Below are 13,376 nucleotides of genomic sequence, written 5' to 3'. Positions count from 1 at the left end.
ACACGATCATGGATCGCGAACATGTGAAGGGTGCAGCCGACAAGGTAAAAGGCGCCATCAAAGAAGGCGCTGGCAAGCTCAGCGGCGACAAGGATTTGGAAGCCGAGGGCAAGATTGATAAGGCCAAGGGCTCCGTCCACAACGCAGCGGGAGATATGAAGGATGCGGCGCGGAATGCCGCGGACGCCCTCAAAAAGTAAGCAATCGAGATGACTGAGATTTGGCCGCTTTCGGGCGGCCTTTTCTTTGCTGCAAGTCACTTCGGCTGAACAGCCGCTCAGGGAGGCGAGTTGCTGGGCCAAATACTGGCTCGACGAGCGCTAGCTTGTCGGGCTAGGTCGCGGTCTATCCTTAGGCCTGCAGAGCGGCAGTTAATATTGCGACTGGCTTATCCTCGTTTTGCCTTCTCCGCTGCGGGTGGCAGCGATATTCGGAAGACATTAAACCCTGGAAATTTGGCTCTCCATGCCTCAGCTGCAGTTTCATTGAGTATCGTGACCACAGCGGCTCGCACGTCTCCGTCTACCACGCGAATTACCGCCATTTTGCTTTCTTCACTCATCTGAATGTCGACACCTGCCGCTGCTACGATCGCACTCCTCACTTCCTCGACGGAATAATTCGACGGCGTGTCGTCGATCGCAATGATATTGTTTCTAAGATCGGATACCGTTTTGATTTCAGGTTGAACCAACAGAATCGCGACGTAATTGTCGCTATATCCCTGAGGTTCGGTCGAACTCATGGGTTGATCATTTTTGTTCGCGGTCGCTTTATTAGCAGACTCTTTTGCCGGTTCTTCGGCAGGGACAGTCGCTGTCTCCGCGATAGCCGAGGGAGACAACACCTTCTCGTTCTCGGACGGAATGTCTTGACCTGCTTTGGCCGTTGCAAGCGATGACGACGTGATATCTCCAGTGTCGCTGGGATGAGAACCTGGCGGCGCCCCGTTAGTGGCCGTTGGAGCGGCACCAGCAGTCGGCATTGGCGCGAGCGCTGGCGCAGTTCTTTTGGCGATGCGAGACGATTTGGGCGCGACTTTGGCTCGTGAGCTTTCTTGGGCCTTGGACTTAGTGTCTGAGTTTACCGATTTCTGCGTGATAGGAACTGGCTGGGAAAGAAGCTGACGAGACCATGCCATGTAAGCCTGGCAAGCAAGGTTGCATGGCAATCCATCGATATAGACGGTACCGGGAGAATCGAGCGGCGCCGCCGGCGCAGAGGTTGGCACGAGCAGCAATGCCGACATCAGAGGCAGCAGTTTATGCATGACTAAAACTCCAAAACGGAAGAACACGCACTGCCCACAACATGTACGATCATCCAATCCGGGAGTTTCGCTGAGCGGATTAATAGTTTTGCTGGTTCCAACGGCCATGAGAAGGCTCGTATTTCCCGGGGCGAATGATTTGACTAAACAACGCAAGCAGGCCGCTACATGGACGACGTTTCGGCACGTAAAACCGCTAACAGGCCCCGGATTATTATTTGGACCGATCGCAGGATAGATGCGCCTAAATTGCAGCTTTGAAGTCTTCCAGCGCGTGCAGCGACTGCATTCATCTCGCCCCGCTGTACATCTGCTCTTTGGTCTGTCTGCTTATTTTAACGCTGCGCAATTGCGTGATCACAAGCCGATAGTTTTGGAAGGTTGCTCGATTGAGAATGACCATCCTCATTCCTGGAGGAGGTCACGATGACCGAGTTTTCGAGTGCCCCCGACGACGCTCGAAGTACGGTCCCTGCAACCAAGGGAATGACCGTCGGAGCGGCCGCCTCTCCGTCCCATGCACAATTTGTCGCTAGGGCTCAGCTGCGGGTCGAAGGGGAAGCCGGGGCTTGGCGCCGTTCAACGTGGCGGAACGACTGCTAAGTGCCTAATGCGCGCGATGGTCTGTTTGGTGGCTTCGCTCAACACCCCCAAGGACTTGCGCCCGGTTCCCCAATTTTCTAGCCGGCTTCCAGGAACACATCCTCCAGGCCCGCTTTGACCCGCCGGAGGTGTCATGACCCGCGCTTGGAACACACCGATTTTCATGGTCGCGTTCGTCTACTTCGTCGCGGACGCCGTCTTTTCCTATGTCACACGGCCGATCACCGTTTGGATGGCCAGACAGAGGCTGCTGCAACGCGCGCGGCTTTGGGTTGCTTCGTTGCCGCCGTATCCTTCGCTTGTCCTTTATTTTGGTACCGATCATCATCCTTGAGCCAGCAAAACCTTTGAGCGGCTACTTGATCGGGACCGGGCATTTTTTCGCAGGAGCTGTCATTTTTATTGTTGCGGAAGTCTTGAAGCTTACCCTCGTGGAACGGCTGTTTCAGTTGAATAAAAAGAAGCTGCTGTCGATCCCATCATTTGCGTGGGGATATCGGTATTGGCGAGCTATGATGGATAAGGTCGAATCGCTCGCAGTCTGGAAGACGGCTAGAAGGGTGGCTGATCAGGCCGGGAAGGCGCTGCGTACAACTTTTCGCCGTGCTCGAAGCGACCGCGCATGGAGGATTGATCGCACGGCGTCACCGCAGCCTTCTGCTTGGTGGAAGTGACCATCGGGCGACTGAGTGCAATCGCCGACCCCATTGATCCGCTTTCTTGAAAGACCGACTTCGCAATATCCAGACCGATTGTCGTGTTCATTTCCATGGGGAGTTCCTCCAGATCGTGAGGGGCCTATCAGCTCTCTAAATCCATTGCACTCACGTGCCGGGTGGAGGAACAGTCCACAGCATCAATAGCAGCCTTGCGCTGCTCACCCGCGTCGGTTTTTTCACCGCGCATAATGTCAAAGTCCCCAACTGAGGCCTTATCTTTTTCGATCTCAAGCGATTATCTCAAGCGGCGGCGGTAGTGGGTTTTCCTGCGTGGAGCCTGCGATGTTATGGTCCGTCACCCCCGTAGCCCCGATGCAAAGCTTGACAGTCTCACCCAGGCTCGCAGCTACGAGATCGGCTTTGGCGTTGTCGCGCAACGCTTCCAGCGCGTCTGGATCGATGTCCTTGACCCAACAGCCCAGGATTATAAGGGCCTTCGGGAGCTTCCGCCTTAGGCGCCGAACCGAATACCGCATATGCGCTGGTCCGCTCGAATCGAGGTAGACCAGGCAGACGATCACAACACCTGTACCATCAAGTCGGAAGACGTTTGCGTTAGAGAGCGCGTCCGCGCCTTCGACCCGTGCTGTGAGACCGTGTGCAGTCGAAAGCTGAGCGAGCATTATCGCAGCCGATTCATCGATGAGACTGCGTCCAGCTAGGCAAAGAACGGGGTACTCACCGAGCCAATCGGACGGAAGGTTTTCCTTGCTAATAATGGGTAGGTTTTCGTGGGCCGCATTTTCCGCGACGCTTTCTACCGCGGACGAGGCTTCTGCATCGGTGGTTACATTAACCTTCGCCGGCGCTCTGTCATCTTGATCGGCAACGTCGCCGGCAAACTCCGCGACGGCATCTCGAATCTTCGTGAGACGCTCCGGGTCGAGCGCTCCGCGCGCGGCATCAATTTGCGCCAGCTGCAAACCCCTCAAGGCGACCTCGTCATAGTATGACGCCAAAGAACGTTCTTTTAGGAATTGTTCGGCTTTCTCGGCAGCCTCTGCCGGGTCTCCGGCCAGCATGCGCTGATAGAAGATTTCGGGTGGAGAAAGGGCCGGGCGGTCCCCGAACATGACGTCAAGAAACTCCAAGCGTTCTACATGGCGCCCAAGCACGACAAGGCATACCGTCAAAGGCGTCGCGAGGACGAGCCCAATGGGTCCCCAAAGTGCGGTCCAGAACGTCGCCGCCACAACCACGGCTACTGGGGAAAGCCCTGTACTATGGCCATAGACCATCGGCTCGATGACATGGCCGACGACCGGCTCGACAGTAAAAAAGAGCGCGAGCGTCCATAGCAGCATGGACCAGCCAGGATCGACGGCTACTGCCAGAGCAAGCGGGAACGCGGCCGCGATAACGGCGCCGATATAAGGCACGAAACGAAGGACTGCGGCCAAAATGCCCCACAGGATCGCGCTTGGTGTGCCTATGAGCCATAAGCCCAACCCAATCACCGCGCCAAACGCGCTGTTCAGAATGAGCTGGGTCAGGAACAGCCGGCTAAGGCGTAGCGCCGCGTCGTCCAGCGCCGCTGTGGTTCGTTGCAGGTCGTGGGAGCCAGCCAGCCGAATGAGCCGATTACGGAGATCCTCGCGTTGAAGAAGTATAAAGATCACGAAGATGATGATGATGCCGGTTGTTGCGAGAGGATGAATGAGCGGCGAGATCAAAGTCCGCAGGTTCTCCAGCGCACCGGGATCGGGCTGGCGGACTTCCACCGGGACGGGGGCTTGCGATGCACCGGGATTGACTATTGAGGAGTTCAGCCCCCGCGCGGTCGCGGACTCCTTCGGCCTATCGATCTCCTTACTGAGATCTTTCAACATGTCGGAGGCACGTTCAAGCGTCCCTCTCCCGGCTCTTGTATCCCGAAACGACTGGATCTTTTCGCTGATCGTCGATTGATAACGCGGGAGATCTCCGGCGAGCAGCGTCAATTGCGTAGCGAGAAGGCTCCCCATCGCAAAAATGAGTGCGAAGGCAAGCAGAGCTACACTCACGACTGCCAATCCGCGCGGCACATGGATGCGCTGCAATATCAAGACGGCCGGTGCCAAGACAAAGCTGAGAAGAATTGCCAATGCGATTGGCACGAAGATTTCGCGCCCGAAATAGAGCATCGCAACTATGATGACAGTCAGGATCGCAGCGGCCACCGTGCCGAGCAAGGCCACAAGCTCTTCACTTGTACGTGCTTTGAACGGCTGCCTGATCACAGGCATCATCTGCTGGCCCAGCTTCGGTTGTCACGGAATGATTTGACGAATGCGCGTTCGAGCGCGGCATTCGCATGGCCTACGTACACGAGCAGCGAGCCCCGGCGGTCCTTATTGTCGACCAACGAAAAGGCCGTCTCGAAAGACGGCCCATGATTGTTATTCGACAATCTCGACGATCCGGCGTGTTCGCGGTTCGACCAATACGGTGCGACCATTCACCACCGTATAGCGATACTCACGGGCGCCATACTCGGGCGGCACATCGTAGTAGGTCACGCCCTCTTCTGGAAGAACCGCCCCAACTCTTAGATCTTCGCGATACTGGTATGAGGGGCCTCTCTGTTCGACAACGTAGGAATGAAAGCGAGGACGCTGATCAACACCAAGGATTCCCGCTACGCCGCCTACCACGCCGCCGACTGCTCCACCGACAACCGCACCGACCGGCCCTGCTGCTCGCTCACCATCCCGCGCACCCCGCTCGACGCCTCCCGGCACACCCTGGGCCTCGGTTGCAATGGGAAATAAGACGGCGACAGCAACAGCGGCGGCAGCAAAACGGCAAATCATGAAAACTCCTAAAGTGGGGATTGGTGAGTAAACAAGTACCGAGCAGACGATAGGTTCCTACAGATTGCGATGCGGCGCTTAAGTGGGCGCTTCACAGCGAAATCTCGAATATCTCCCGGCCGACAAAGCGGCTCAAATTCGGTCCCGCGCGGCTAAACCGTGTCCGGTAAACTTTGAGCCACTTCCGCTATAGGTCAAACCCGAAAATCGGAGCGTGCAACGTGACGCCGCTTCACCCCCGACATCGGACTCCAATAGCCAGCGCGGCACTTAAGAAAGGGACATAAACGGAGATCTCGATTGCGCCCTCATCGTCGAATCCCTTGGCACCTGCTGCCAAACGCGTAGACTGGCCTCGACCGATCCAGGAGGAAGACTTGGCGAGCGAGCGGCCAAACCGACGGCTGACGACGATCCTCGCGGCCGATGCAGTTGGCTACAGTAGGCTTGTGGGAGCTGACGAGGAAGGCACGCTCGAGCGGCTCCGGGCCATTCGCAAGGACCTGATCGATCCTGTGATTGCCGCCCATCGCGGACGCATCGTCAAGACCACTGGAGATGGCTTGCTGGCCGAGTTCGCCTCGGTTGTGGATGCAGTTCGTTCGGCGGTCGATACGCAACGGGCTATGACTGAAAGCAATGCCGGCCTGGCACCGGATAGGCGGATCGAGTTCCGCATCGGCATCAATCTCGGGGACGTGGTCGTGGAGGACGATGGCGACCTTATGGGCGATGGCGTCAATGTGGCGGCGCGATTGGAGGGCATTGCCGAGCCTGGTGGCATTTGCCTGTCTAGTGCGGCCTATGACCAGGTGCGTGGCAAAATCGATATCGCCGCACGGGATCTCGGTCAGCAGCAACTGAAGAACATCGCCGATCTAGTGCAGGTCTATGCGCTTTCACCCGCGCATCCCGCAGCAGCGGTGCCGCACACGACCGTCGCGCCTCGGCTGTCTATCGTTGTCCTGCCCTTCATCAACCTCGATGGCAACAGCGAGCAGGATTACTTCGTCGACGGCGTCACTGAAAGCCTCACAACCGATCTGTCGCGCATTCCTGGCGCCTTCGTCATAGCTCGCAACACTGCCTTCACCTTCAAAAGCAAGCCAGTGGACGTCCGCGTAATCGGCCGCGAACTTGGTGTGCGCTACGTGATGGAGGGCAGCGTGCAGGGCGGCGGCGACCGCATCCGCGTCAACGCGCAGCTCATCGACACGGAAACCGGCGCACACCTCTGGGCCGAGCGTTTCGACAAGCCGCGCGCCGACATCTTCGACATGCAGGACGAGATCACCACGCGCCTCGCCCGGACCGTCGGTATCGAGCTCGTCGCCGCAGAAGGCCGCCGGGCGGAGCGCGAACGGCCGAACAACATGGATGCTGTGGACCTGGCCATGCGCGGCTGGGCGATCCTCAACCAACCCTTGTCGCTGCGCCGCGACCGCGCGGCGTGTGATCTGTTTGACGCGGCGCTTCGGTTGGATAATCACAATGTCGAGGCGTTGGTCGGTCTCGCCTTCTATCATGGGAACGACCTTCGCACCTTCGCCTCGACCAACCGAGACGAACAGTTACGTATCGCCCAGATGGCCATCACTGAGGCACTGACGCTTGCTCCGGGAAACGCGCTAGCCCATTTCGTCCACGCCAATCTCCTGCATGTTTCGGGCGCGACAGAACGATCGCTGCGCGAGCTTGAGTTCGCCATCACGCTGGATCGCAATCTGGCGTGGGCCCATGCCGACGCAGGCTTCTTGAAGGTGCTACTCGGGCGTGCTGAAGAGGCAGAAGCCGATCTCACAAACGCAATGCGGCTGAGCCCGCGCGATCCGGGACTGGATCGCTGGCACGCACTGCTCGGGATCGCCGACCTGTTCCTCGGCCGGCTCGGATCAGCCCTGGACCGGCTGCGTAAATCAGTCGAGATAAATCCAAACGTCGCCATGCCCTATTTCTTCTTGGCAGCGGCCTCAGCGCTGAGCGGCCGCGCTGCGGAGGCGCGGGAGGCGCGGAATGCCGGCCTCCGGCTCGACCCAAACTTTACCGTCGCTAGATTTCGCAACGAGCGGCGCAGTGAAAACCCGACCTTCCTGAACCAGCGCGAGATCGTCTACGAGGGCCTAAGCTTGGCAGGCGTGCCAGAAGGCAATTAGACGAGCCAATACTGATCTTGATCAAATCTAGCCCCGGTATCCGCAATATTGCCGTCCTTCGCTTTTGCAGCAGAATCCGGTGAAATACGGGCAAACATTCTCACTTAGAGGACCACATCAAGGTCTTCGCGACGATCGAAGCCGCGGAGAAATGGTTCGCGGAAAACGACCCAGCGGGCGTGGCATTTGAGTACGATGTCTTGGAGTGAGTCATGGCAAGAGACTTGGTGTTATCATTACAATTGCCGCATTGGCTGATGATCGCAGGAGCCGCGTTGGTGGTGGTCGGCCTGATTGGCCTTGTGATCAGCGGCCGGCGCCGGGCTAGAGTCCAAAACGAACCAGCCACCGAGCCGCATCCCCAATTGTCTCAGCTCCCCGATCTTCTTGACTCTCGGCCACGAGAGAGCCGGCGTAGAACGCCAGCGGGTCCGCATGCTGATTGAGAACGCGTAAAAGACAGTCGATCCGCCGACAAAAATAGTTCTGCCCAATAACAATGCTCGCAGAGAACTAAGGGCGTGTACTCATAAATCTGGTACCCGCATGCGGGATTAGCGAGGTTCGAGTTGCCCTCTAAAGCAGACATCGACGGATGCCTAAGTGAAGCCAGCAAAGGGCCAACAAGCGACTTAAGCAAAACGGAAGTAGCCACCAACTGAGGCGACCTTCGACTTCAGTCAGATTGTGCATATTGTCCGGAGAGACCAAGATGCTCGCATGCGTCGGGCGATCATCATAACCGTAGGCGTCTTGGCGTTGGCTCTCGCGATGTCGCGTGAGCGGCGGACGAACATCCTGCCTACGCAGCCCCTGCCTCCGGTGATCGCGCCTGACAAATAGTGGCCCCCAACTGGAGGCGGCCGGAAAGGCTTCAAATGCGGCCGAAGATCAAAGAGCGTATCTGCCCGGCCTGCAATGGAACGGGCTTCCCGGCCGTAGTGCAGTCGGTGAAGCCGGGCCACAAAATCTATCCGGTCAAATGCAAAGCCTTTGACGGCAAGGGCAAGATCACGGAAAACAACTGAGGCGGCCTCAATGCACGATGAAGGCACCCGTAAGCATCACCGCGATAAGCAGTGTGCCGCCGAAAATAGCAATGCCAAGACTGACGCGTGCTGGGATTGAATATGAATCGAGATGGGGTTGTTCGATCATGCCACGCTCCCTTTGTCTCTGGGCGGGGAGCCCGAACGCCCTCAGTCACCGGCAGACGCCGTTACAGGGCGGTGATGGCCGGAGGTTGGAACAGCCGACGTTCCAAGGCTGGTCAATTTTGATCACTCTCGAAAAGAAGTTAACGATTTGGGCGCGACTGCCGCGTGTAGTCTGACGGCTGGCCCACGCCCAACTGAGTGGCGAATGCAAAGAGGTTTCATCTGCGGCGCTTTCTCGACCGCTCGACTAACAGCTGCCAGCTGGCAAGCGGTGCAACGGTGCGGCTTACGGCCCCGCGCTCGCACGCCTCAAGGCCGCCGGTTCAATTCGGCGGGTTTTTCTCTGGGTTGAGCGGCGAGGCGCTGATCCGGCTTTTTAGACTGATGCCTTTCGGGCCGGCGCGCTTCCACTGGCCGCGCAAATCTGGCGGCCCACCGCCGTTCGAACTTTCTTTGAATATCCCGAGGAACGTCGCTCATAACCCACCTTCAGGTTCAGCCCCTCGATGGGACCTCAACGCGCAAGGTGCTTTAAAGGATCCTCATTCGCTTGACGCGGTCCTTTTTCTTTTCAGGCGAACAGGTCGTTTCCGGCCGGGAGAATCTTCACGTACGTCCCGCTCTCGTGGATCTCCAGCCAGCCTTGCACGATGGTGTGCTTGAGGGCGGCGCCATGTTCAGCAGGTGTGCCCTTGTCCAGATACAGGAAGGGCCGGAGCGATGCCGGCGCGTCTATGCAATTGGCTCTGAAGAGTTTAGTCGCCCCTAACGACGCGGCGGTTGGCGTTGGCCCGCGACGCTTGAGGCGCAGTTTTATCGTTTTACAATTCGCGCTTGATCTCGGGCTTGTCGTACAAGACCGCGTTCAGCAATGAACTGTTGACCTCGATTTTTCCGTTGTAGCTGATGAAGCCGAGCTTGCGGAATCTGTTCATGAAGAAGCTGACGCGGGATCGCGTCGTTCCAATCATTTCGGCCAATGTCTCCTGGCTGATATTTGGACTGATCGGTTGAGGGCTGCCCTCCTTGCCGAAATTCGCCAGCAGGAGCAGCAGGCGCGCCAACCGCTTTTCACTGGAGTTGAAGAGCTGGTCGATCAGGTCCTCTTCAATCCGGCTGTTGCGGGTCAGCAGATAGGCCATGAACAATTCGGAAAATTTGGGTTCATCGTGCAATGCCGCGACCATGGCGGTCTTCGTTATCGCGGTCACCAGGCATTCCTCCATCGCTGTCGTCGTCGCGATACGCAGCGAATGGCCGTTCATGCAGCCTTCGCCAAAGAACTGGCCGGGCTCCAAAATGCCGACCACGGCTTCCTTGCCTTGCTCGGATATGACAACAACCTTGACCCGACCTTTCTGGATATAGAAAACCGTATCTGCCACGTCGCCCTGCGCAAAGACGATCTCATCCTTGCGAAATGCGAGGATGGTCTTCCCTTCGCCTACCTTGGCGAGAAACTCCTTAGGATCGAATATTGCGTGGTTGGTATTTTCTGGCATGTCCCGTTTCGTCCCGCGCGGTGGGACACCTAGCTTACCATTCAGCCTCCGACGTTCGAAGTAAAAGTGCCGCACAATGGAAGCTTTTCGCAGCCAGGATGGGAGCACCCGGCTGCCGATAAGCTGATGGAACGGTCAGCAGGCGAGCCGGACACAACTGGTCTCAAACACCGACTAGAGTGGCGGCTAGATCGCAACTGCAAAACTTCCAGTCGTCTTGCATTCCGGGCACTGGAAGGTGCGGACTTCATGACCGGGTTGAGCAGGTTCGATGCAAGCCAACCGCATAGGCTTGCCACACCTGGAGCACGGAAGAATTCCGATCTCCGCGCGGCTGTATAGCGGATTTGGCTGGACAGATGACATCATGCCTTCCCTGTATTAGGCGGGAGCATTACCGATCTCTCTGTCGCCGATAACTGCCTATTCGGACGGCGATGGACCCAGTCTAGCCCAATACGTCAATGCGGGGCTGGTCAATATTGCTCACATCGGAAAAGCTAACCGAAGCCGCACGAAAGCAACTCCAACTCGCATATGAAATAAATCCAGTATCGCAGGAACCTCTTATCGCCTGGCTCTATTTGCCCCCTGTCTCTAACCAGGAGGTAGACACCATGACGAAAGTTCTTTTGGCGACGGTTGCTGTTATCGCATTCACTGCGCCTTCATTCGCGCAGCAAGACAAAACTACCGGTCAAGCGCCACCATCAGGCGCTTCCTCGTTCTACGTGGCTCAAGATGCCGCGACGATGAAGTGTCACGTTGTCAATGCCCAGCCTGCCGCTGGCGGCAACATGAAGGCCATCGGTACGGCACATCCGACACAGGCGTCAGCACAAGCAGCCTTGATGGCTGATAAGACTTGCAAGGAATGAAGTGACGGCGCGAGTACAGGGGTGGGTCTATTGGTTCCACCAAACTACTGACCCGCCCCGCTAACTACGTTGCTCGACAGATGCATTTTCGGACTTGTGCGCGCAGTTGCGAGGTCCGGGTGATACCGATGAGCCGACATCATCAGACCGCTCCCGCAGGTCCGAAGAGTGCCAAGAGGCGAAATGGCATCGCAAGAATAAGTGAAAAGGCCGCCAACTGGGGTGGCCTTATTGCTTTGTTTTGTGGGAATGCGCCGGTTGATCGCATGCCCCACAGAAGAAGGTGTTACAGAATTCCAAGCGACTCATTTTAAAGCCCGCAGGAATGGCCTCCACCCTAAAATCAAAGGCTCCCTTTTTGGCCTTCGAAAGACGGGCAGCCCCTGTCATTCCACAGTTCGGGCATGAAACTAACTCGGTCCACTGATCGCTGCCCTGCATCGTGTAGACTCTTTCACTGGCGAATAAGCGCGTGGCGCGACGGTTGTCTGATCAGTGCCGCTTACGTCGGCGCACGCGATCCCGGCGAGGAAAGCCACTCGCTGATGTGAGAGGCGGTCTCAGCCTGCCGTGCCTGGCGGATCATTCTCTCTCGTTCGATCCCGAGTGGAGTGCCTTTCGCTGCTTGCCGCAGGCGCGCGGCTTCTTGGGTCAGGCGTGCTTCGAGGGGTATGGCCTGTTTGATACGCCGCCGCTGCATCGGGGCTGCTCCATTCCATTATAGGAAGGGCGGGAGCGCGTGATGGCGTTCTCATCACCGATGAATGCCGAAAGCCGTGCGGTGATGATGACAACTTGAGGCCTTAGAAGCTCCCTTGCTGTTCCTTTTTGCTCACTTTCAGAAAAGTTAATGAATCGGCCAAAGCCAGAACAAACTGGGCCACCCAAGACCGGCCACTCACGATGAAAACAGACCAGCACCCGCCGTCTTATGAGAATGAATTCTGACATTAGACAATCAAAAAGTAGTGGCGGGCCGGAAGTCCACTTTGGGTCAAAGACGGACATGGTGGGCTTTGCGACGACGTCAGCTTTGGGCCATTAGCGGTCTTGGCAGGAAACGGTTCTCAATCTCAGATCATCACTTTTCCGGCGCCAGCGGCGGTAATTTCCAGGCGCCAGTCATTGCCGCTTTGCTCGGCCCGTAGACGCGCGCGACCAGGCTAACGGCGCCATGATCTGAGACTGGGCGCCTTTTTATTCACGGGGCTGCCACCGAGTAGATGGAATAGGGCCATGCGCGTCATCTGGGTTGTCTCAGCAACCGTGCCCGGTACCATGCTGATGCGGTTCATTCGCGTGGTTGCCGCTAGGGGCGCATCACGCTCGCCCGACGTTTCAAAGTCTAAACTAGGCCCCAGCCTGTGTCCCCTCGCTGGGGCCGTTTTTTGGGCAAGCGACTTCCAGCGAGATATAGATTGGCTGGGCATTGTCGCCGCTATGCGCCGGCCTGTTCGAAGGCTTGGTCCAGTACTTGGAGCGCGACAGGCCGCATCAAAGCATAACCCGCGACATTGGGATGGACACCGTCAGGCATGATCGCCGCCTTTCTGGCGTCATCGATCGTTCCGAATGCAGTTCGATAGTCGGCGAAGGCATACCCCCGCATTCTTGCAGTATCCTCTATCCAGGCGTTCATGCGCCGGGTCCAAGGTTTGGGATCGACTTCTGGCGCCCATGCGAACTGGTCGTAATCGACATAGTTGCCGAGGATCACACGCAGGCCATGCGCATCGGCAAGTGTCAGCATTGCCAGCACGTTGTTCTGATAGTCGCGGAAGGTCATCGGGCCGGTATTGCCAGCGATGTCATTGCAGCCACACAGAATGTGAACCACCTTGGGCCGAAGTGCGACGACGTCTGCCATGAAACGTAGCAATATCTGAGGCGTGGTCTGCCCGGCGATACCTCGCCCGACGATCCCGTTCGAGAACAAGTCGGGATCGACGTCAGGCCATGCCTCGGTCAGAGAATCCCCGATGAACACCGCACGCAGCGGCGCCGTTATCGCAGCATTGCTGTCTCGGTATCGACCGAGATTTGGCCAGTCGCTGCCCGTCCCTCCATCTAGATGCTCGACCATTCCGATTGGGCTCATTACCTCAACCTTCTCCTGAGAGCGCTCTCCGCTAGGTGACGGAATCGCGGTTCGGCAACTCTCCTCGCCAGCGCGTAAACCCGGTCGCAATCATAAGGTGAGTGAACCGATGCCGGCAACAGGACCATTTGGCGTTGCACCCGCCGCTTTTCGCTAAGGTTCTCCGTTGAATAGCCCGATACGCGGCGTACCGTAGGGAAGCGC

General features: G+C 57.5%; 12 protein-coding genes. 5 read left to right on the top strand and 7 right to left on the bottom strand.

What is annotated here, in order from left to right; translation table 11 throughout:
- Positions 1-8: 8 nt before the first annotated feature.
- Positions 9-200 (top strand): CsbD family protein, encoded by a 192-nt coding sequence (locus G6P99_RS07445; protein ID WP_029084896.1) that lies wholly within the window; start codon positions 9-11, stop codon positions 198-200.
- A gap of 188 nt (positions 201-388) precedes the next feature.
- Here the strand turns inward: G6P99_RS07445 and G6P99_RS07440 are convergent, their stop codons facing one another.
- Entirely contained in the window at positions 389-1,378 is a 990-nt protein-coding gene (locus G6P99_RS07440) for a hypothetical protein (protein ID WP_156929065.1), read from the bottom strand.
- Between the two features lie 628 nt (positions 1,379-2,006).
- On the opposite strand from G6P99_RS07440, the gene G6P99_RS07435 reads away from it, so the two are divergent.
- Positions 2,007-2,207 carry a hypothetical protein gene (locus G6P99_RS07435; protein ID WP_165127682.1) on the top strand — a complete coding sequence of 67 codons (201 nt, stop codon included), beginning with the start codon at positions 2,007-2,009 and terminating at the stop codon, positions 2,205-2,207.
- Positions 2,208-2,425: 218 nt separating this feature from the next.
- On the opposite strand, the gene G6P99_RS07430 is transcribed toward G6P99_RS07435, so the two are convergent.
- From G6P99_RS07430 to G6P99_RS07420, 3 genes are all read right to left on the bottom strand, one after another.
- On the bottom strand, positions 2,426-2,644 hold the full coding sequence (locus G6P99_RS07430; protein ID WP_165127680.1) for a hypothetical protein: 219 nt from the start codon (positions 2,642-2,644) through the stop codon (positions 2,426-2,428).
- Between the two features lie 175 nt (positions 2,645-2,819).
- The gene (locus G6P99_RS07425) at positions 2,820-4,820 is read right to left on the bottom strand and encodes an AI-2E family transporter (RefSeq protein ID WP_084518814.1); all 2,001 of its coding nucleotides are present in this window, start codon (positions 4,818-4,820) and stop codon (positions 2,820-2,822) included.
- 150 nt (positions 4,821-4,970) lie between these two features.
- Entirely contained in the window at positions 4,971-5,384 is a 414-nt protein-coding gene (locus tag G6P99_RS07420; RefSeq protein ID WP_084518815.1) for a DUF1236 domain-containing protein, read from the bottom strand.
- Between the two features lie 377 nt (positions 5,385-5,761).
- Here G6P99_RS07420 and G6P99_RS07415 point away from each other — a divergent pair, with 377 nt between their 5' ends.
- Both G6P99_RS07415 and G6P99_RS07410 read left to right on the top strand, forming a co-directional pair.
- Positions 5,762-7,537 (top strand): adenylate/guanylate cyclase domain-containing protein, encoded by a 1,776-nt coding sequence (locus G6P99_RS07415; protein WP_165127678.1) that lies wholly within the window; start codon positions 5,762-5,764, stop codon positions 7,535-7,537.
- Positions 7,538-8,415: 878 nt separating this feature from the next.
- Entirely contained in the window at positions 8,416-8,565 is a 150-nt protein-coding gene (locus G6P99_RS07410; RefSeq protein WP_156929075.1) for a hypothetical protein, read from the top strand.
- 7 nt (positions 8,566-8,572) lie between these two features.
- Here G6P99_RS07410 and G6P99_RS07405 read toward each other — a convergent pair whose 3' ends face one another.
- Positions 8,573-8,695: a hypothetical protein gene (locus tag G6P99_RS07405; RefSeq protein WP_256375221.1), complete on the bottom strand. Its 123-nt coding sequence runs from the start codon at positions 8,693-8,695 to the stop codon at positions 8,573-8,575.
- Positions 8,696-9,515: 820 nt separating this feature from the next.
- On the bottom strand, positions 9,516-10,196 hold the full coding sequence (locus tag G6P99_RS07400) for a Crp/Fnr family transcriptional regulator (protein WP_165127676.1): 681 nt from the start codon (positions 10,194-10,196) through the stop codon (positions 9,516-9,518).
- A gap of 617 nt (positions 10,197-10,813) precedes the next feature.
- On the opposite strand from G6P99_RS07400, the gene G6P99_RS07395 reads away from it, so the two are divergent.
- On the top strand, positions 10,814-11,074 hold the full coding sequence (locus tag G6P99_RS07395) for a hypothetical protein (RefSeq protein WP_084518832.1): 261 nt from the start codon (positions 10,814-10,816) through the stop codon (positions 11,072-11,074).
- 1,438 nt (positions 11,075-12,512) lie between these two features.
- Here G6P99_RS07395 and G6P99_RS07390 read toward each other — a convergent pair.
- On the bottom strand, positions 12,513-13,157 hold the full coding sequence (locus G6P99_RS07390; protein WP_165127674.1) for a GDSL-type esterase/lipase family protein: 645 nt from the start codon (positions 13,155-13,157) through the stop codon (positions 12,513-12,515).
- Positions 13,158-13,376 lie beyond the last annotated feature (219 nt).

Origin of the sequence: Bradyrhizobium sp. 6(2017) (genome assembly GCF_011058295.2) — a bacterium.
GTDB classification, from domain to species: Bacteria; Pseudomonadota; Alphaproteobacteria; order Rhizobiales; family Xanthobacteraceae; genus Bradyrhizobium; species Bradyrhizobium septentrionale.
This window is presented reverse-complemented; position numbering and strand designations above follow the sequence as displayed.